The 17,288-nt window shown below is 37.3% G+C and carries 14 protein-coding genes; 6 read left to right on the top strand and 8 right to left on the bottom strand.

Annotated elements, in window-relative coordinates; genetic code table 11:
* The first annotated feature begins 10 nt into the window (after positions 1-10).
* The gene (locus J2T03_RS18085; RefSeq protein WP_307220713.1) at positions 11-2,467 is read left to right on the top strand and encodes a TonB-dependent receptor; all 2,457 of its coding nucleotides are present in this window, start codon (positions 11-13) and stop codon (positions 2,465-2,467) included.
* Between the two features lie 130 nt (positions 2,468-2,597).
* Here the strand turns inward: J2T03_RS18085 and J2T03_RS18080 are convergent, their stop codons facing one another.
* Positions 2,598-3,236, bottom strand: coding sequence for an MBL fold metallo-hydrolase (locus tag J2T03_RS18080; protein ID WP_306844899.1), 639 nt, complete (start codon positions 3,234-3,236; stop codon positions 2,598-2,600).
* A 70-nt stretch (positions 3,237-3,306) separates the two neighbouring features.
* On the opposite strand from J2T03_RS18080, the gene J2T03_RS18075 reads away from it, so the two are divergent.
* On the top strand, positions 3,307-4,521 hold the full coding sequence (locus J2T03_RS18075) for a type IX secretion system plug protein (protein ID WP_306844898.1): 1,215 nt from the start codon (positions 3,307-3,309) through the stop codon (positions 4,519-4,521).
* A gap of 200 nt (positions 4,522-4,721) precedes the next feature.
* On the opposite strand, the gene hemH is transcribed toward J2T03_RS18075, so the two are convergent.
* From hemH to J2T03_RS18060, 3 genes are read right to left on the bottom strand one after another with little or no spacing between them, the layout of a single operon-like run.
* Positions 4,722-5,750, bottom strand: a complete 1,029-nt coding sequence (hemH, locus tag J2T03_RS18070) for a ferrochelatase (RefSeq protein ID WP_307220711.1) — start codon at positions 5,748-5,750, stop codon at positions 4,722-4,724.
* A gap of 15 nt (positions 5,751-5,765) precedes the next feature.
* Positions 5,766-6,293, bottom strand: coding sequence for an NADPH-dependent FMN reductase (locus J2T03_RS18065; protein WP_307220709.1), 528 nt, complete (start codon positions 6,291-6,293; stop codon positions 5,766-5,768).
* An 11-nt stretch (positions 6,294-6,304) separates the two neighbouring features.
* Entirely contained in the window at positions 6,305-7,183 is an 879-nt protein-coding gene (locus tag J2T03_RS18060) for a NifU family protein (protein ID WP_306844895.1), read from the bottom strand.
* Positions 7,184-7,351: 168 nt separating this feature from the next.
* Here J2T03_RS18060 and J2T03_RS18055 point away from each other — a divergent pair, with 168 nt between their 5' ends.
* Positions 7,352-7,885, top strand: a complete 534-nt coding sequence (locus tag J2T03_RS18055) for a gamma carbonic anhydrase family protein (RefSeq protein WP_306844894.1) — start codon at positions 7,352-7,354, stop codon at positions 7,883-7,885.
* Between the two features lie 276 nt (positions 7,886-8,161).
* Here J2T03_RS18055 and J2T03_RS18050 read toward each other — a convergent pair whose 3' ends face one another.
* Positions 8,162-8,611, bottom strand: coding sequence for a hypothetical protein (locus tag J2T03_RS18050; protein ID WP_307220707.1), 450 nt, complete (start codon positions 8,609-8,611; stop codon positions 8,162-8,164).
* Between the two features lie 84 nt (positions 8,612-8,695).
* Between J2T03_RS18050 and J2T03_RS18045 the strand changes: the two genes are divergently transcribed.
* Complete coding sequence (locus tag J2T03_RS18045) at positions 8,696-10,828, top strand: helix-turn-helix domain-containing protein (protein WP_307220706.1); 2,133 nt, start codon at positions 8,696-8,698, stop codon at positions 10,826-10,828.
* A gap of 163 nt (positions 10,829-10,991) precedes the next feature.
* Here the strand turns inward: J2T03_RS18045 and J2T03_RS18040 are convergent, their stop codons facing one another.
* Positions 10,992-11,753: a hypothetical protein gene (locus tag J2T03_RS18040; RefSeq protein ID WP_307220705.1), complete on the bottom strand. Its 762-nt coding sequence runs from the start codon at positions 11,751-11,753 to the stop codon at positions 10,992-10,994.
* 181 nt (positions 11,754-11,934) lie between these two features.
* Here J2T03_RS18040 and J2T03_RS18035 point away from each other — a divergent pair, with 181 nt between their 5' ends.
* Both J2T03_RS18035 and ribB read left to right on the top strand, forming a co-directional pair.
* Positions 11,935-12,939 carry an LLM class flavin-dependent oxidoreductase gene (locus tag J2T03_RS18035; RefSeq protein ID WP_307220703.1) on the top strand — a complete coding sequence of 335 codons (1,005 nt, stop codon included), beginning with the start codon at positions 11,935-11,937 and terminating at the stop codon, positions 12,937-12,939.
* A 67-nt stretch (positions 12,940-13,006) separates the two neighbouring features.
* Positions 13,007-14,128 carry a 3,4-dihydroxy-2-butanone-4-phosphate synthase gene (gene ribB / locus J2T03_RS18030; RefSeq protein ID WP_306844884.1) on the top strand — a complete coding sequence of 374 codons (1,122 nt, stop codon included), beginning with the start codon at positions 13,007-13,009 and terminating at the stop codon, positions 14,126-14,128.
* A 117-nt stretch (positions 14,129-14,245) separates the two neighbouring features.
* Here the strand turns inward: ribB and fmt are convergent, their stop codons facing one another.
* Together fmt and J2T03_RS18020 are read right to left on the bottom strand one after the other, a co-directional pair.
* Positions 14,246-15,190 carry a methionyl-tRNA formyltransferase gene (gene fmt / locus J2T03_RS18025; protein WP_307220702.1) on the bottom strand — a complete coding sequence of 315 codons (945 nt, stop codon included), beginning with the start codon at positions 15,188-15,190 and terminating at the stop codon, positions 14,246-14,248.
* Positions 15,191-15,342: 152 nt separating this feature from the next.
* Entirely contained in the window at positions 15,343-17,250 is a 1,908-nt protein-coding gene (locus tag J2T03_RS18020; RefSeq protein ID WP_307220700.1) for a RecQ family ATP-dependent DNA helicase, read from the bottom strand.
* Positions 17,251-17,288 lie beyond the last annotated feature (38 nt).

Genomic DNA, 17,288 nt, shown 5'->3' with positions numbered 1-17,288 from the left:
AAATCATGCTATGAAAAAAAGATCGATATTTTTAATGGCTGCCACCGCTACGCTTTACTTTAATAATGCGTATGCCCAGGAAACCCCTCAGGATTCAGTCAAAACGTCTTCCATAGACCAAATTGTTATTACCGGGAACTCCGGACCGAAAAAGAAAATAGAATCCAGTACAGCTATTTCTACATTTACCGCGAAAGAAATCCAGAAGCAGAACCCCATCAGTGCTGCTGCATTACTGCAGAGAGTTCCTGGATTTGCCGTGGAAACTTCAGGTGGTGAAGTAGGTAACAACCTTTTTGCAAGAGGTATTCCCTCTGCAGGAGCTTATGAATTTGTACAGGTCCAGGAAGATGGGCTGCCGGTTTTTGAAGACGGTGCACTTCAGTTTGCGAATGCAGATAATTTTTTCCGTGTGGATAATACAGTAAACCGTCTGGAAGCCCTGAGAGGAGGTTCAGGCTCTATCTATGCAAATAATTCTCCCGGAGGTCTGATCAACTTTATTACTAAAGAAGGGAGCAATGATTTTAGAGGTACAGCTAAACTGGAAACCAGTACTTATGGCCTGATGCGTACAGATATTAACGTAGGAGGTGCCTTAGTTCAGGATAAATTGTTCTTTAACGTTGGCGGATTTTACCGAACAGATAACGGAATCAGAAAGACGGGTTTCAGAGCCAATAACGGCGGGCAGATCAGAATGAACCTTAAATATGTCTTTGATAAAGGCTATGCTAAAGTATATTATAAAAAACTGGATGACAGGAATACATTTTTCCTTCCGATTCCTTTGATTCAAGACGGAAATGATCTTAAAGAATTCGCAGGTTTCGATGCAAATTACGGAACATACAACTACAGAACGATCAGTCAGCTTAATATTCCACAGGCCGGTGGCGGATTTTTCAAAAGAGATCTTGAAAACGGAATTCACCCGAAAGTAGATGTGGTAGGTGCAGAATTTAAATATGATCTTGGAAATAATTTCAGCGTGCTGAACAAAACAAGGTATACCAATATTAATATGGAATATACCGGAATGTTCCCTGCCGGAGCTCCTAAACTGGCCTCTGAATTTGCTGGAAATCCTGTTGACCAGGGAGGTTTAGGAATGAGCAGCTATCAATATTCTCTTGTGAGCAATGGTTCCGTTGTGAATCCTCAATATGTACAGAAATTAGGCTTCTGGGCTATTGATAAGCAGATGAATAATTTTGTAAATGACCTTCAGCTGAATTATAAATTTGATAAAGGAAATGTAACAGCTGGCTTCTACAAATCAAACTGGAAATCGCACCAATACTGGAACTGGAGCAATATTTTAACAACAGCTTCAGACAGGCCGCAGCTTTTAAATCTGGTTGATCCTTCACTTAATCCATCAGATGCCGGTTATTCCAAAACTTACAATGGGGTTACCGATATGTCCTTCCTGATCAGAGATTCGCAGATACAGGGGAGTCTTAATGATCTTTATTTAAATTTAGATTATAATATTACAGATGCCCTGAGCTTAAACGGAGGAATGCGCTACAGCCGCGACTTTTATAAAGGATACGGAGTGAATACAACAACCTCAAATCTTAACAATTCAGGCTTAACGACCGATGGAACTCACGGTTTTGAAACAACAACGGCTGACGATAATATGGCAGTGCTGGGCAATAAGTACACCTATTGGTACTATGATATCAATAAGGTTTCCTATACATTGGCTGCAAATTATAAGATCAACAGAGGGAATGCTGTATATGCACGTTTCTCCCACGGTTTCAGATCTCCGAATGAAGAAGCCTACTATAATAATATGTCAGACCTAAGCGCAATTAAAGCGGTTGATACCAATCAGTTGGAAGTAGGATACAAATATTATTCACGTACTTTTGATATCGGAATTATTCCTTTCTATTCTACGCTTAAAAACCTTTCATTCACCGATGTATTTTCAGACGGAACTTCAGAAAATAAATTCGCCAATACCACGAATTTTGGGGTAGAGATCGAAGGATACACAAGATTGTTCAACAATATACTTGAAGTTACTTTCAATGGGACGATCCAGAATCCCAAATACAAAGATTTCGTAGGAAAAAACGCGGACGGAACTCTATTTGATTACGATGGAAATACGGTAAGAAGAATGCCAAAGTTCTATTTTAATATTTCTCCGGCAGTGAATATCACAAAACAATGGAGAGCCTATGTAAGCATGAACTATTATGGAAAACGTTTCCAGAACGAAGGGAATACAGATGATAATATTCTGCCTTCATTCACTGAAGTGGGTGCAGGAATGTCTTACCAGTTAGGGAAAATACGTTTCGCAGTAGATGGAACCAATATCTTTAACACCATCGGAATTACCGAAGGAGATCCAAGATCTCAGACTACAGCGGGAACGAATATCAGAATGGCAAGACCAATTATGGGTGCCGCTGCAAGAGCGTCTGTGACACTGGATTTCTAAACTTATATTTATTTTCTTCATAAATGAACCGCCAGAATAAAATTATTTCTGGCGGTTTTTTAGTATTGGTGAATAATCTGAGAGCCAAGAATCAAGGTCAGATGCCAGATTTTGTTTTTAGTAACTAAATCTACTTAAAAAACGGATTGTATTGTTTCTCAAAACCTATTGTAGTAGGGTTGCCGTGGCCTGAAAAAACCTGTGTTTCATCATCCAGTACAAATAGTTTATTGGTGATACCGTTGATCAGTTGTTCATGATTCCCTTTGTAAAGATCGGTTCTTCCGATACTGCCTTCAAAAAGAACATCCCCTGAGATCATGAATTTTTGATTTTCATTATGGTAAACTACGCTTCCCGGTGAATGTCCCGGAACGTGGTAAATTTTGAATTTTTCTCCGTCTAGGTCAAGAACTTCCCCTTCGTTAATATATTTGATGTCTGCTTTTACGGGTTCAACAGGAAATCCGAATCTCATTCCGCTGGCCTGAAGCATGTCCAGGACTTCCTGATCTTCCTTATGCATATGAACAGGAACTTTAAAAGTATCAAAAGCCCACTGCAAACCCAGAACGTGATCAATATGAGCATGGGTGAGGAGGATTTTTTCGATTTTCAGACTGTTTTCAGAAATAAAGCTTTCTATAGCCTTGGTTTCCTGTTCATTCATATTTCCCGGGTCAATCAGCCAGGCATTTTTATTTTCGTTGTAAAGGATATAAGTATTTTCGCTGGCAAAATTGAAAACGAAGCCTTGAATCTGAAGCATAACGGATATTTTTTATTTCAAAAATACGATATTATTAAGAAAATCCCGATTTTTCGTTATCTTCGTCATAATGAAAACTTTGCGAATACTTTTACTTTCTTTAGGAGGACTGGTTTTTGGACAAAACATCCAGAGTATACAATTATTCAACCCTCAGACGAACGATGAAACGCCCGTTATAAAGTTCGGCGAACAGCTTGTTTTAAGCTTTGATGACCTCAGTAATGCCAGCGAGATTTATAGGTACACCATTAAGCATTACGACAGAAATTGGAATGATGACAACCTGTTTTTTACAGAGATTGCCAATGGAAGCTTAAACGGGCTTCTGGACCAGTTTCAATATTCTTTTAATACCATACAGGCTTATACCCATTATAAGCTTACCTTCCCGAATGATAAAATGCAGCCGAAAATCTCAGGAAATTTTGAACTGATTGTTTATAAAGATTCTGCTGACAGACCACTTTTTAAAAAACGATTTTATCTGGTAGAAGATGCCGCAACACTTGCTTTAAATGTCTCAAGAATTGCTGATGCCAAAAAACCAGATATCAATCAAAGGGTAGAAGTAAAAGCAACTTCAAAAGCGGGAGACCTTTCTTCCAATGTCAATTCAATGACTTTAAACGTTATGCAGAACAACAATCCTAATGAAGTGGTTAATAATCTAAAACCAAGCGCAACATTAGGGAACCAGCTGCTTTTTCAGCAGATGAACTTAACATTCCCCGGCAATAACGAATTCTATTATTTTGACAATAAGAATATGAATATGGCTGCGGATATGGTGAGTGCTACAGAATTGAAGGACGGAGTGAATCACACATATCTGCATCCGGTATGGGCTTTTCCTCTGAACTATCAGTACCAGCCTGACGTAAACGGAGCATGGTTCTATAGAAGAAATGATCTGGGATTGGAGAGAAATGCAGAAAGGGAAGCTGATTATTCATGGGTATACTTTTCTCTGGATTCTGACCCTGTGGATAAAGAAATTTATGTGCTGGGAGGTTTTAATAATTTTAAACCAGGTAAAGAAAATCAGATGCAGTACGATGCTGCTAGTAAAAAATATATTGCTAAAATATTCCTGAAACAAGGGTTTTACAATTATATCCTTGCCACAAAAGAAAGTAATGGATCTCTGAACTTTGGAGAGATAAACGGTAATTTCTGGCAGACGGAAAACCTGTACCAGGCATTTCTATATTATGCCCCTTTCGGACGTAATTATGATGGACTGATGGGATATGGGGAATTCAGAACTCCTATCGGGAAATAATTTTGAATCAAAAACCATCCGGTGTAAAACCTATAAATTTGATATCCATGCAGAAAGTTCAGTAAGCAGACAGTAATTTTCGTAGGTGCCGAGAATGATGAGATACTGGGAACAGATGTCTTATCAAAAAATAAATTTTATATATTTCAAAAAAGGCTGCAAAATAATTTTGCAGCCTTTTGTTTTATGTATTGAGAAATTTATACCAGATAAAAATCATTCAGCTTTTCTTCACAGAGTATCTTTACTACATCAATCCATCGGTCTTCATCATTCAGACACGGAATGTAGTGGAAGTTTTCTCCGCCTCCATGTTGAAACTGTTCCTTACCTTCTACCGAAATTTCTTCCAGGGTTTCCAGGCAGTCTGAAACAAAAGCCGGGCAGACAATAGCCAGGTTTTTTACTCCTTTTTTAGGAATCGTTTCCAAAGTCTCATCCGTATAAGGTTCTATCCATTTGTCTTTTCCTAATCTTGACTGGAAAGAAACAATTGTTTTTTCTTTCGGAAGCCCTATCCTGGCAATAACAGCTTCTGTCGTTTTATAGCACTGATGGCGGTAACAGAACTGGTGGCTTGGATTAGTATCCCTTGAACAGCAGTCGTTAAGATTACAGGTCTTTGTAGGATCTGTTTTATAAATGTGCCTTTCCGGTACACCATGATAAGAAAACTGTAAAACATCAAAATTTTCAGGAAGCTTTTCCTTAATGCTTTCCGCAAGACAGTTGATATAGATCTCCCGGTTGTAAAAGGGCTGTATATAATTGATCTTTACATTCGGAAATTTCTTTTTCCGTACTTCCTCTGCTTTTTCAATCACTGTTTCCGTAGTACTCATCGCATATTGCGGGTACAATGGGAACAGAACGATCTCGGAAACTCCCTGATCCACTAACTTCTGAATTCCAGTTTCAATGCTTGGTTCAGCATATCTCATCCCGATTTCCACAGGAACATCCACTACTTTCTGCAGTTTCTTTTGGATTTTTTCGGTAATGACTATTAAAGGTGAACCTTCATCCGTCCATACTGTTTTATAGGCTTCTGCGGATTTTGCGGGTCTTGTTTTAAGAATAATTCCCTGAACCAGCAGTGCACGGAAAATCCAGCGGTAATCGATGACCCTTTCATCCATTAAAAACTCATCAAGATATTCCTTTACATCATTTACAGCCGTAGATTTTGGAGAACCAAGATTTACCAGTAAAATTCCTTTTTTATCCAATATTTTTAATTTTAATTATGAAACAGCGTTTTCGAAATCTGTTATCAATGTTGATACTTGGGCAAAGATATTATTTTCGACCAAGCCTTTATCATTAAATTTACCCTTTATCCCTTTTATTAAAAGCTGATGCTGACCTTCTGTTTTGGCTCCAAGTGTTTTCAAAATCATAACTAATTCTTCATGTCCTTTTTCTCCGTTGGCCGATGCTGTAATGACAGCAACCGGTTTTTCATAAAAAACAGTGGTAGAAACACACCATTCCAATAAATTCTTCAGTCTGCTGGGGATGCTGAAAATATATTCCGGAGTCGAAAATAAAATACCATCGGAATTTTCAATTTCTTCCCTGATCTTCAATACTTCCTGTGGTGTATCTGTGTCCGTTAATGAAGGGTCAAAATGCGGAAGAGCAGAAAGATTATCATATATGCGGAAACCGGTGTCCGAATGTTTTTCCAGAACCTGTTCTATTAATTTCAGATTGCTGGATTGTTTTGTGGCACTTCCAATAATGACCAAAATCTTCTTTGCGGGTACCATTTTACGATCAGTTATCCGTTTACGGCTTCTACTTTTTCCACTAAGTCCGGAACAAACTGTTTTAAAATATTTTCAATTCCGTTTTTCAAAGTAGCTGTAGAGCTCGGGCATCCTGAACAGGCACCCTGTAAAAGCATCTTGGCTGTTTTACTTTCCTGATCATATTCCATCAGGGAAATTTTTCCACCGTCATTTTCCACAGCAGGCGCTACATATTCATTTAAAATATCTGAAATTTTCTGCTCGTCATCTGTATAATCTCTATTGATGATCTTTTCAACAGGGTTTTCATGTTTCTGAGGCTCAAGATTTGAAATTTCGCCTCCACTCTGAAGATATTCAGCAATAAAACCGCGTACAGCCATCATCACCTGATGCCATTCCACAGAATCATCTCTTGTTACAGCTACAAAATTGTCTGAAATAAAAATTTCTTTTGCAAAATCAAATTCATTAAAGATAGCCTGAGCCAAAGGAACCCCTTCGGATTTTTCTCTCGATTTTACTTCCACAAACCCCTCCATAAGCAGTTTATTGGAAACAAACTTCATAGCACTCGGATTAGGAGTCATTTCAGCATAAATCTGATACATTTCCTTTCTTTTCTGAAGGTAAATTCTTGGATTGGCCAATAATTCATCCTCAATGACATTTTTAAGGCTGTCAGCTACATGTTCCCATTCTACAGTGTCCTGTTTCGCTATAGCTACAAAATTAGCTGTAATGAAAATTCTTTCCACAAAAGGATAGTTGAAAAGTTCCTGAGCTAAAGGAATTTCTGAAATATCTGAACTTCTGTCCAACTCTAAAGAGCCCGGGATCAGGTTATAATCCGCGACAAATTTCATCACTTTCGGGTTTTCAGTTGGTTCTATAAGTATCGTACGCATTTTTTCGTTAAATTTGAAATACAAAAATACGCAATTAGAAATTAGAAGTTAGAGATTAGAAATTAGATTTTTGCTATCACGGTTATTTTAAAATTAGAAGACAGAGAATAGAAGTGGCCGTTTTTAGAAATTATTATTTTCGAATTGACTCATCACCAAACTAAAATTATGGCAATTGTAAAAGAACTTTTAGGGAAAATACCTCAGATAGGAGAGGGTACATTTTTGGCAGAAACGGCAACAATTATTGGTGACGTTACTATGGGAAAGGACTGCAGTATCTGGTATAATGCAGTGATCAGAGGAGATGTACATTACATCAGGATGGGCGATAAAGTAAATGTTCAGGACAATGCTATGCTGCACTGTACTTATCAGAAGCATCCCTTAAATATTGGGAATAATGTTTCCATAGGACATAATGCAATTGTGCATGGCTGTACCATCAAAGATAACGTACTCATCGGTATGGGAGCTATCGTAATGGATGACTGTCTGGTAGAAGAAAACTCTATCGTAGGAGCAGGTTCTGTAGTGACACAGGGGACTCATATTAAATCAGGAGAAGTCTGGGGTGGAGTTCCGGCAAGAAAAATTAAAGATATTTCTGCCCAGTTATTGGAAGGAGAAGTAAACAGAATTGCTGATAATTACGTGAAGTATTCTTCATGGTATAAAGAAAATCTGGAAGTGGGAAGTTAGTTCTGAATTGGAGGATTTGAGCGTATTTGTGGGAAAAGCTGCTGGTTGATACTTGCTCAAATCACTATCAAAAGGTCTCATACTAGGGAAATTTGATGTATGTCCTCTGGAATCTACCTCCAACATTAATACATTGTATTTTACATTTAAAAAAACAAAACAAAAGCTCCATCATACCGATAGAGCTTTTTTCAATCCTTAGTATAAACTCCTGAATGAGTTTTTTTTGTGTTGATTTTCAACAGGATATATAACCTTTGCTTTGATTTTTTTTACTTATTGCTCCGCTGTTATAAGCTGCGCTTTTCCATTGATACATTTCACAGATGTTGGCGGCATCACCAGCATACAGTCAGAAGTGATATTGTATTTTTCATTGAAAGCTTTTACTTTCTGTGTATATTCCTCAATTCTTGGAAGAATGGTCGTCTCTGTTTTTTTAGGATAAGCGATGTATTGCTGAGGTCCGCCACAGGCTTTGGCGCCCATTGGAGCAAACGTCCATTCCGAAGCGGCAGTACATTTTTCTTTGGATGTTTCAGATTCAATGGATGCTTTTAACTTATCCAGCTGGGCCTGCTCATATTTCTGGCTGTCTTCATCCGCAGGTCTTTCAGAAATATCTTTAGGCAGATTCGTATTGGCGTTCTTGGATGTATTGCAAGAAACCAGGGCAAACATAGTGCATAATACTAATAGTGGAGTGTATATGAAATTTATTTTCATTATAATTTTCTTTTCTGTTGAAGAATTTTCAAAAGTTATGCCAAGGTAAGAAATTCAAATTCATTTCCGTAATTTTGAAGCACAATGAACAATCATTTTTTTGACTTAATAGAGCATACGAACAGAAGCGTTTTTCTTACAGGGAAGGCAGGAACAGGTAAAACTACCTTCCTTAATGATTTTGTAAAGAAGACGAGGAAAAAATATATTGTGGTTGCTCCTACCGGAATTGCTGCGATTAATGCAGGAGGAGTTACCATTCATTCCATGTTTGGACTGCCTTTAAGGACTTTTTTACCAACCACAGATCGTATTGACGGAAGCTTGGCAAATAATATTGCCGACCTGATGCCTCATTTCAAATACAGAAAAGATAAGCTCAAGCTCTTAAGAGAAGTAGAGGTTCTTATCATTGATGAGGTTTCCATGCTGAGGGCTGATGTTCTCGATATGATGGATTTCTCACTGAGATTTATCAGAAGAAATAACCAGCGTTTCGGTGGGGTGCAGATGCTGTTCATTGGAGATCTTTATCAGCTTCCGCCTGTAGTGAGAGACGAGCATATTTTAAAGATATGCTACCAGTCACCGTTCTTTTTTGACAGTCATGCCATTAAAGATATTCCGTTACTGACCATTGAACTGACTAAGGTTTACAGACAGTCGGATGAAAAATTCCTGGATATTTTGAACGCAATCCGTGACGGTGATGTTGCCAATATCAATTTTGAGGAGCTTAATAAAAGATATGATCCTGATTTTAAGGCAGGAACTGAATCTTACGTTTATCTGTGTTCACACAATAAAATGGCGGATGAGATCAATCAGGAAAAGCTGGAAGAAATTGATCTGACTGTTAAAACCTATGAAGCCAAGCTATTTGGAGATTTTAAGGAAAATCAGTTTCCGAACGAGCAGTTTTTAGAATTGAAAGTCGGAGCACAGGTCATGTTCATCAGAAATGATATTACCGGAGAGAAAAAATATTTCAACGGAAAGCTGGGAGAAATTTCTGCTTTAGACGATAATGAGATCAAGGTTGTTCTTAATGGCAGTGAAAGAGAAATTACAGTTAAAAGAGAGGTCTGGGAGCAGAAAAAGTACTTTCTCGATACCGAAAAAAATATCAAAGAAGAAGTTTTAGGAAGTTTCGAGCAGTTTCCGATAAAGCTGGCGTGGGCAGTTACCATTCATAAAAGCCAGGGCTTGACCTTTGATAATGTAATCATTGATGCCGGAAAAAGTTTTACGGCCGGGCAGGTTTATGTTGCGCTGTCGAGATGCCGTACATTGGAAGGGATCGTTTTGAAATCTAAAATTACCCCTGAAGTGATCTTCAAGGACAACAGGATTCTGCAGTTCCAGGGAGATACTTTTGCCAATGATAGTGTGGAGGCTATTCTTAACCGTGAAAAATATGACTACAGCATCAAAAAAGTACTTCGTACCGTCAACTGTTTATGGTTCCTGAATGAAGTAGAGGAGTGGAATAAGCTTTCCATAACCACGAAAAGTATTGATCATGTAAAAACAAACCAGCTGTACCTTCAGCTGAAACACGAAATAGTTAATCTTGGAAAGATCTTCGAAAAACTGGAAAGGGTAATTTCCCAGAAAGTTAATAATTTTATTGAAAATAAAGAAGAATGGTCCGACATTGAAAGCAAAACCAAAGGTGCGGTTAATTTCTTTTTCACAGAAATCAGAGACAAAGTATTCAATCCGCTGAAGGAATTCTATGCCGAAATTAAAGGGGCAAAAGGCCTGAAACAGTATAATGAGGAATTCAGAAACTGGCTGGAAGATACTGAAGAATACCTGAACAGCCTGAAAGAAATTCATCTGTTGGAAACTAAGCTTTTAGATGAGAAAAATGATAAAGAGATCAATTTAAAGATCGCAAAAGTTCCTTCGCAGGTTCTGACCTTCCAGTTATTTGAGCAGGGAAAAACTATTGGTGAAATAGCCATGGAAAGAGGTTTGGTAAAAGAAACTGTAATCGGGCATCTGGCAAAATTTGCAGAACAGGGGCTGCTTGATATTTCAAGAGTGATTACTTCGGATAAGATCAAAGCCTTTGAAAAAGAATTCTATGAAAACCCGCATGAAACTCTAACAGAATGGAAAAATGCATTGCCTAATGATTTTGAGTTTAATGAGATCAGGATTTTGATTAATCATTATAATTTTAAGAAGGAGAAGAACGATTCGATATAACAAAAAAGGTCTGATTAGAACAAATGGTCTGGAGAAAAGAAATAAAAATAAGTTATAGGCTTTTCATAATAATTTTTTATAGTTTGTTAATTGATAAATTCTATTTTTTATGGGATGGAATCAAATAGTTTTGACGAAAGATCATAGTATATCAGTTGCAATTTTAATAGTATTCATAATTCCCGTAATGAAAAGCTTGTGCTCGTTGCAAGTAGAAATTGTTTGTAATCTGCTCATTAAGTTTATCAATCAGTGTGTTCATCTTTTTTGATCTGTCAGCTTTCTGTTGGTCAGATGTTTGATGATCAATGTTAATTTCATCATCTACTACTTGTCTTAAAGATTTTATATAGAGCGCTTTCTGTTTTGAAATATCGTAAGTTTTTTGAATATTATCATTATTTCTTGAATATAGATAAATTGAATACTCAGCATACCCTAAGATTCTTAATTGCTGATGTCCGAAATAAGTTCCCCCATATTGAATGTAGCTGAACAGAGTATTAATATTTGAATAAATGTCAATAAGTTTTTTTCTTTGATCTGAATATTTTTCAATACCATTTTTTTGCTTCACAAAATAAGCGTACAAAATATAATATTCATCTTTTCCTCTTTCGCTTCCAAAATTTAATCTGTTTCCAAACTCCCTATATAAATAATCGGGATTTTCAGGAATCTCAAAAAGAAATTCACCATGATTATCTATTATTTTGTTAAAATCTTTTCCTTTAAATTGTAATGTATCACCAATTTCGGTTGCTATTACTATTGTATTTAGCTTTGTATAATATTTTGAGTTGCGATTTGCTTTATATGAAGAGGAGTTTTGTTGACTTTCTGCAGGAACTTTATCTTTCATATTTTTATGCTTTGTACAACGTGCAAAAGTTAGTATTAATAAAGCAATAACAATAGTTTTCATAGGATTGTTTATAATCAAATATACAAAGTATGCTCACATCTTAGGAAAAAATAATTTAATTAAACTTTATTCCAATAGTTTTTGCCTGAACTAGCTAATCCATCCTATCAATTACAAAAAGTAACTAATGCAATTTATAAGCTTTAAATTTGTTTGGTTTTTTAAACCTAAAATTTAAAATATGAAACATTTTGAAATATCGGTGCTTGATCTTGCTCCTGTAAAGCAAGGGAAAAGTATTCATGATACCTTTCAGGACAGTTTGTCTTTAGCAAACCATACTGAAAACTTAAATTATAAAAGATTCTGGCTGGCCGAGCATCATAATATGGAAAGTATTGCCAGCTCCGCCACCACAGTTCTGATCGGTTTTATTGCCAACGGAACAAAAACAATAAGAGTGGGATCCGGTGGAATCATGCTTCCCAACCACAGTTCGTTAATCATTGCAGAACAGTTAGGCACTCTGGAATCCCTTTTTCCGGGAAGGATAGATCTTGGTCTGGGAAGAGCTCCCGGTACAGATGGTCTTACAGCCCAGGCTTTAGGAAGAAATCCTGCCATCATCAACCAGCAGTTTCCGAGACAGATCTTAGAGCTGCAAACGTATTTCTCGAAAGAAAATTCTGATGCTTTAGTTCGTGCCATTCCGGGGGAAGGTCTCGATATTCCGCTTTATATCTTAGGATCCAGTACAGAGAGTGCGTGGCTGGCTGCGGAACTAGGACTTCCGTATGCTTTTGCGGGACATTTTGCTCCTGAACAAATGGAGATGGCTTTTAAAATTTACAGAGAACATTTTCAGCCTTCTGCTCAGCTGGATAAACCTTACGTGATGGCGTGCGTCAATGGAGTGGCAGCAGAAACTTCCGAAGAAGCACATAAAATTTCCACAACCTTATTCCAGGCATTTATCAATATCATAAGAAATGACAGGAAACCTTTTGCGCCGCCAGTAGATGATATGGATGACATCTGGTCGCCCATGGAAAAATCGATGGTGCTTCAGAAACTAAAATATACATTGATCGGGAATCAGGCAGAAATTGAAGAAAAGCTGAAAGATTTTCAGGAAAAATTCAATGTAGATGAATTAATTATCAATTCACATATCTACGATCATCATAAGAGACTGAGATCTTACGAGATTTTCAGAGAGGCAGTAAACTCTTTATCCAAAGCCTAACAAACCCTTCATATTAATTGGCAGATGCTTATTTTTATAAGTATCTTTGCACAAATAAAAAGTAAACATGTCTGATATTAAATTGAATACTATTCCAGAGGCCATTGAAGACCTCAAAAATGGTAAAATAATAATAGTAGTAGATGATGAAGACAGAGAAAACGAAGGCGATTTTCTTTGTGCTGCAGAACTAACAACGCCGGAAATTATCAATTTTATGGCATTTCACGGGAGAGGGCTGATCTGTATGCCGCTTCCCGAAAAAAGATGCGACGAGCTTGGCCTTGAAGTAATGGTAAGCAGAAGCAGTGATCCTAAGGAAACCGCTTTTACCGTTTCTGTTGACCTTCTTGGAAACGGGACCTCTACAGGAATTTCTGCTGGTGACAGAGCCAAAACAATTTTAGCTTTGATGGATGAAAAGTCCAAGCCGACAGATTTCATGAGACCCGGCCATATTTTCCCGCTTCGTGCAAGAAAAGGAGGGGTTTTAAAAAGAGCAGGACATACTGAAGCAGCTATTGATCTTACGAACTTAGCAGGATTAAAAGAAGGAGGAGTGATCTGTGAGATCATGAATGATGACGGTACCATGTCACGTTTGCCGGAACTGCATGCTTTCGCTCAAAAACATAATATGAAGATCGTTTCCATCGAAGATCTGATCCATTATCAGCTTAAAAAAGGAAACCTTATCGAAAGACTGGAAGAAAGAAAAGTAAAAACAGCTTATGGTGAGTTCGATTTTTTTGCATTCAGAGAAACATCCAATGACCAGATCCATTTTGCCTTGACAAAAGGTTCATGGACGGTTGATGAGCCTGTTTTGGTAAGAGTTCAGTCTTCAGATTCATATTTTGATGTGCTGACAAGACTGAATAACGGAGAAAAACCTTTGTTGGAGAAGGTAACCAATATGGTAAATGAAGCGGGAAAAGGAGCTGTTATTTTCATCAATAACGTTTCAAATTCTGAAAATACACTGAGAAAACTTCAGCAGTTCCTGAATTACCAGGACGGGCAGGAGCAGCATCCTACTTTAGCATATAATTACAGAGATTACGGTATCGGAACACAGATCCTTAAGAATTTAGGAATCAATAAATTCAAAGTAATCACGCAAAACCCAAATATCAAGCCACAGGTTGGTGGATATGATGTAGAGGTTACGGAATTGGTTCAGCTGTAAAAGCGAATGATCAAATATGAATTAACTTCGTTGTCAAATTTTATTTAGAGATCGAAGATTAAATAAAATAAAAAAGGTTTAGAAAATTCTAAACCTTTTTTATTTTTAACTGATACTTTACATGCTTATTTCATCAAAATTTCTAAACCCGTTCAGAAAATCCTTCACAGTCATTCTTTTTTTGCCTTCGAGTTGAAGCTCCTGAGGGAAATAAATTCCGTCTTCTGTATAGATTTTAAATTCGTTCTTGGAAATATCCAGAGTTCCGGAAGGCCTTCCATGATCTGTGATTTCAAATTTTCCGGCGAATATTTTTAGTCCTTTTTCTTCTTCCCCTATTTTTATAGAGGTGAAAGCAGCCGGATAAGGGGACATTCCAAGGATAAACTGGTGAATTGTCTTTGAAGGAGCATTCCAGTTGATTTTAGTATCTTCTTTAAATATTTTATAGGCATTTTTAGGATGCTCTACATGAGGCTGAGGCCTTTCAATAATAGAGTTTTCTGCCAAACCATTAAGTGTTTTTACAACCAGCTTTGAACCCATTACCATTAACCTGTCATGGAGACTTCCTGCATTTTCATCCGGTAAAATTTCCAGCTCTTCCTGAAGGAGAATATTTCCTTCATCTATTTTTTCGTTAATGAAGAATGTGGTGGCACCGGTTTTTTCTTCACCGTTGATCACTGCATAATTGATAGGAGCAGCGCCTCTGTAATCAGGAAGAAGCGAAGCATGAAGATTAAAAGTTCCCATTCTGGGCATTTCAAAAAGAACCTTTGGCATCATTCTGAAGGCTACTACTACAAAAATATCAGCATCCAGTTTTCTAAGTTCTTCTAAAAACTCAGGATTTCTCAACTTTTCTGGCTGAAAAACAGGAATATTATTTTCTGAAGCATACACCTTTACCGGTGACTGGCTGATCTTCTGTCCGCGGCCACTGGCTTTATCGGCAACCGTTACAACACCTACAACTTCATGATTTGACTGATGGATTGCCTCCAAAGAAGTCTTTGCAAATTCCGGGGTTCCTAAAAAAATGACTTTCAATGATTTCATACGGCAAAGATAAGAGTTTTTAGGAGTTGAAGGGTATTAGGGTTTGGGAGTTTGAGCGTAAATAAGTTGAAAATTCTGAAATCTGATGTCTGTTATCTGGAATCTAAAATCTTGATCTTTATTATCCACTCATCATTCACTTGCGAAGCTTATTATTCAGAATTCAGCGCATATGTCCTGAAATTCAACATTTTCACTTTTCCTGAATCTAAAAGGAAAATAAGGTTTTCTAAAATATTGTTTTTAGAATGATAGTTGAGCTGGACAGAAAGGTCTTCGATAGTTGAAGGTTTTTTAGCCAGTAAATTGATGATCTGCTGGGAAATGTTTTTTCCGAAAATCGATTGCTTGTTTTTCTCACAGACTGAGCATTGTCCGCAATTTTTTGTGTTCTTTTCACCAAAATAGGCGAGAATAAGTTTCATCTTACAGTAATCAGTATTTTCTATAAAAAACTTAATTTCTTCCCACTTCTGGATTTTATTTTTTTGGATATGTTCAAAAAGTTTCCAATAGGCAGCATTAATGGCTCTTTCATCACGTGGTTTCAGAAATTTGATACTTGAAAGAGCTCCATCCACATATTCCAGATAATTTTTCTGTTGAAGTTCTTTAAGCCGTTCTTTAATCAGCGGAACACTTACTCCGATCTTATTGCTGACCTGCTGTTCACTGAACATTACTTTATGTGTAGTAATTCCTGATACGGTACGCAGCAGAAGCTCTATGAAATAGGCATCCTTCTGTGGCAGCTGATCTATTTCCTCAGCATTGAAGAGAAGCTGCAATGAAGACAAGCTTTTGTTGTCATTATGGTATATGATTTCCTGATTGTGCAGAAAATTAAGAACGTTGCTGATTTTTGCTTTAGAAAGCCTGGTAAAATTCTGTATTCCCTGAATATTCAGCTGAAAAACTTTTTCCAGCAGCTCATATTCTGCAACCTGGAAAATAGAGTAGAGATAGGTGATGATCTTTAAAAATTCAGCTTTGTTGGGAGTCTGGTTTTTTAAAATCTCATCAAAATTGAGCAGTTCCTGTTTATTCCAAAGAAGAAAGGCAAAACTGTCTTTACTATCTCTTCCCGCTCTTCCGATCTCCTGGTAATAATTTTCCAGTGACGGAGCAGGGGAGAAGTGAATCACAAAACGTACATTGTCCTTGTCTATTCCCATCCCGAAGGCATTGGTGGAGATCAGGACATGGTTGTCGTTTTTATTCCAGATAGTCTGTCTTGTATTTTTTTCTTTCGTTGTTAAACCGGCATGAAAATAATCTACATTTTTTACCTGATTTTTTTTGAGAAATTCTGCCAGCATTTCTGCATCCTTCCGGGTTCTCACATAGACAATTCCGGAATCGTTATTATGCTTTAAAATGTCAAAAACACGCTGGAATTTATCAGAAACTTCATCCAAGAAAATTCTGATATTTTCTCTCCTAAAGCTTTTCTGAAAAACAAAAGGACTTTTAAGCTCCAATTTATTTTTGATCTCTTCCAAAACTTTGGGAGTTGCCGTGGCTGTAAGGGCAAGGCAAGGGATCTTGGGATGATTTTTTCTGAATTCTTTAATATTCTGGTAGCTGGGACGGAAATCTTGTCCCCATTCTGAAATACAGTGGGCTTCATCTACAGCTATAAATGACAGCCGAATTTCATCAATGTTCTGAAGAAACTGAGTATTCATCAGTCTTTCCGGGGATACATAAAGCAGTTTGGTAAGCCCGTCTTTGCAGCGGTCGTATACGGCTTCTGCATCATATTCGTCAAGTTCAGAGGATAGATATTCTGCCTCAATACCGCGATGTTTAAGCTGACTTACCTGATCTTTCATTAATGCAAGAAGGGGAGAGATGACAAGGCAGGTCCCTTCTTTTAATAAGGCAGGAAGCTGGTAGCATAGAGATTTCCCTGCACCGGTAGGCAGAAGAACGAGACAGTCTTTTTCATTAATGACTGCATCGATAATCCCTTCCTGGGAATCTCTGAAAGCATCATAACCCCAAAAATATTTTAGGGTATCATATTTTAATTTTTGAAAGTCCTGCTGAGAAATCATAAGGTAAATGTAATAAAAGTATTACAACAAAAAAAGCC

It is taken from the genome of Chryseobacterium lathyri, assembly GCF_030812195.1.
Lineage (GTDB): Bacteria > Bacteroidota > Bacteroidia > Flavobacteriales > Weeksellaceae > Chryseobacterium > Chryseobacterium lathyri_A.
The sequence above is the reverse complement of the archived record's forward strand: the minus strand, read 5'-3'. Positions and strand labels throughout refer to the sequence as shown.

Bases quoted from the DNA above. Each gene is read 5' to 3' on its own strand.
- J2T03_RS18085 (WP_307220713.1), top strand. From the start codon at position 11: ATGAAAAAAAGATCGATATTTTTAATGGCTGCCACCGCTACGCTTTAC.
- J2T03_RS18080 (WP_306844899.1), bottom strand. From the start codon at position 3,236: ATGCTTCAGATTCAAGGCTTCGTTTTCAATTTTGCCAGCGAAAATACT.
- J2T03_RS18075 (WP_306844898.1), top strand. From the start codon at position 3,307: ATGAAAACTTTGCGAATACTTTTACTTTCTTTAGGAGGACTGGTTTTT.
- J2T03_RS18065 (WP_307220709.1), bottom strand. From the start codon at position 6,293: ATGGTACCCGCAAAGAAGATTTTGGTCATTATTGGAAGTGCCACAAAA.
- J2T03_RS18060 (WP_306844895.1), bottom strand. From the start codon at position 7,183: ATGCGTACGATACTTATAGAACCAACTGAAAACCCGAAAGTGATGAAA.
- J2T03_RS18055 (WP_306844894.1), top strand. From the start codon at position 7,352: ATGGCAATTGTAAAAGAACTTTTAGGGAAAATACCTCAGATAGGAGAG.
- J2T03_RS18050 (WP_307220707.1), bottom strand. From the start codon at position 8,611: ATGAAAATAAATTTCATATACACTCCACTATTAGTATTATGCACTATG.
- J2T03_RS18045 (WP_307220706.1), top strand. From the start codon at position 8,696: ATGAACAATCATTTTTTTGACTTAATAGAGCATACGAACAGAAGCGTT.
- J2T03_RS18040 (WP_307220705.1), bottom strand. From the start codon at position 11,753: ATGAAAACTATTGTTATTGCTTTATTAATACTAACTTTTGCACGTTGT.
- J2T03_RS18035 (WP_307220703.1), top strand. From the start codon at position 11,935: ATGAAACATTTTGAAATATCGGTGCTTGATCTTGCTCCTGTAAAGCAA.
- ribB (WP_306844884.1), top strand. From the start codon at position 13,007: ATGTCTGATATTAAATTGAATACTATTCCAGAGGCCATTGAAGACCTC.
- fmt (WP_307220702.1), bottom strand. From the start codon at position 15,190: ATGAAATCATTGAAAGTCATTTTTTTAGGAACCCCGGAATTTGCAAAG.
- J2T03_RS18020 (WP_307220700.1), bottom strand. From the start codon at position 17,250: ATGATTTCTCAGCAGGACTTTCAAAAATTAAAATATGATACCCTAAAA.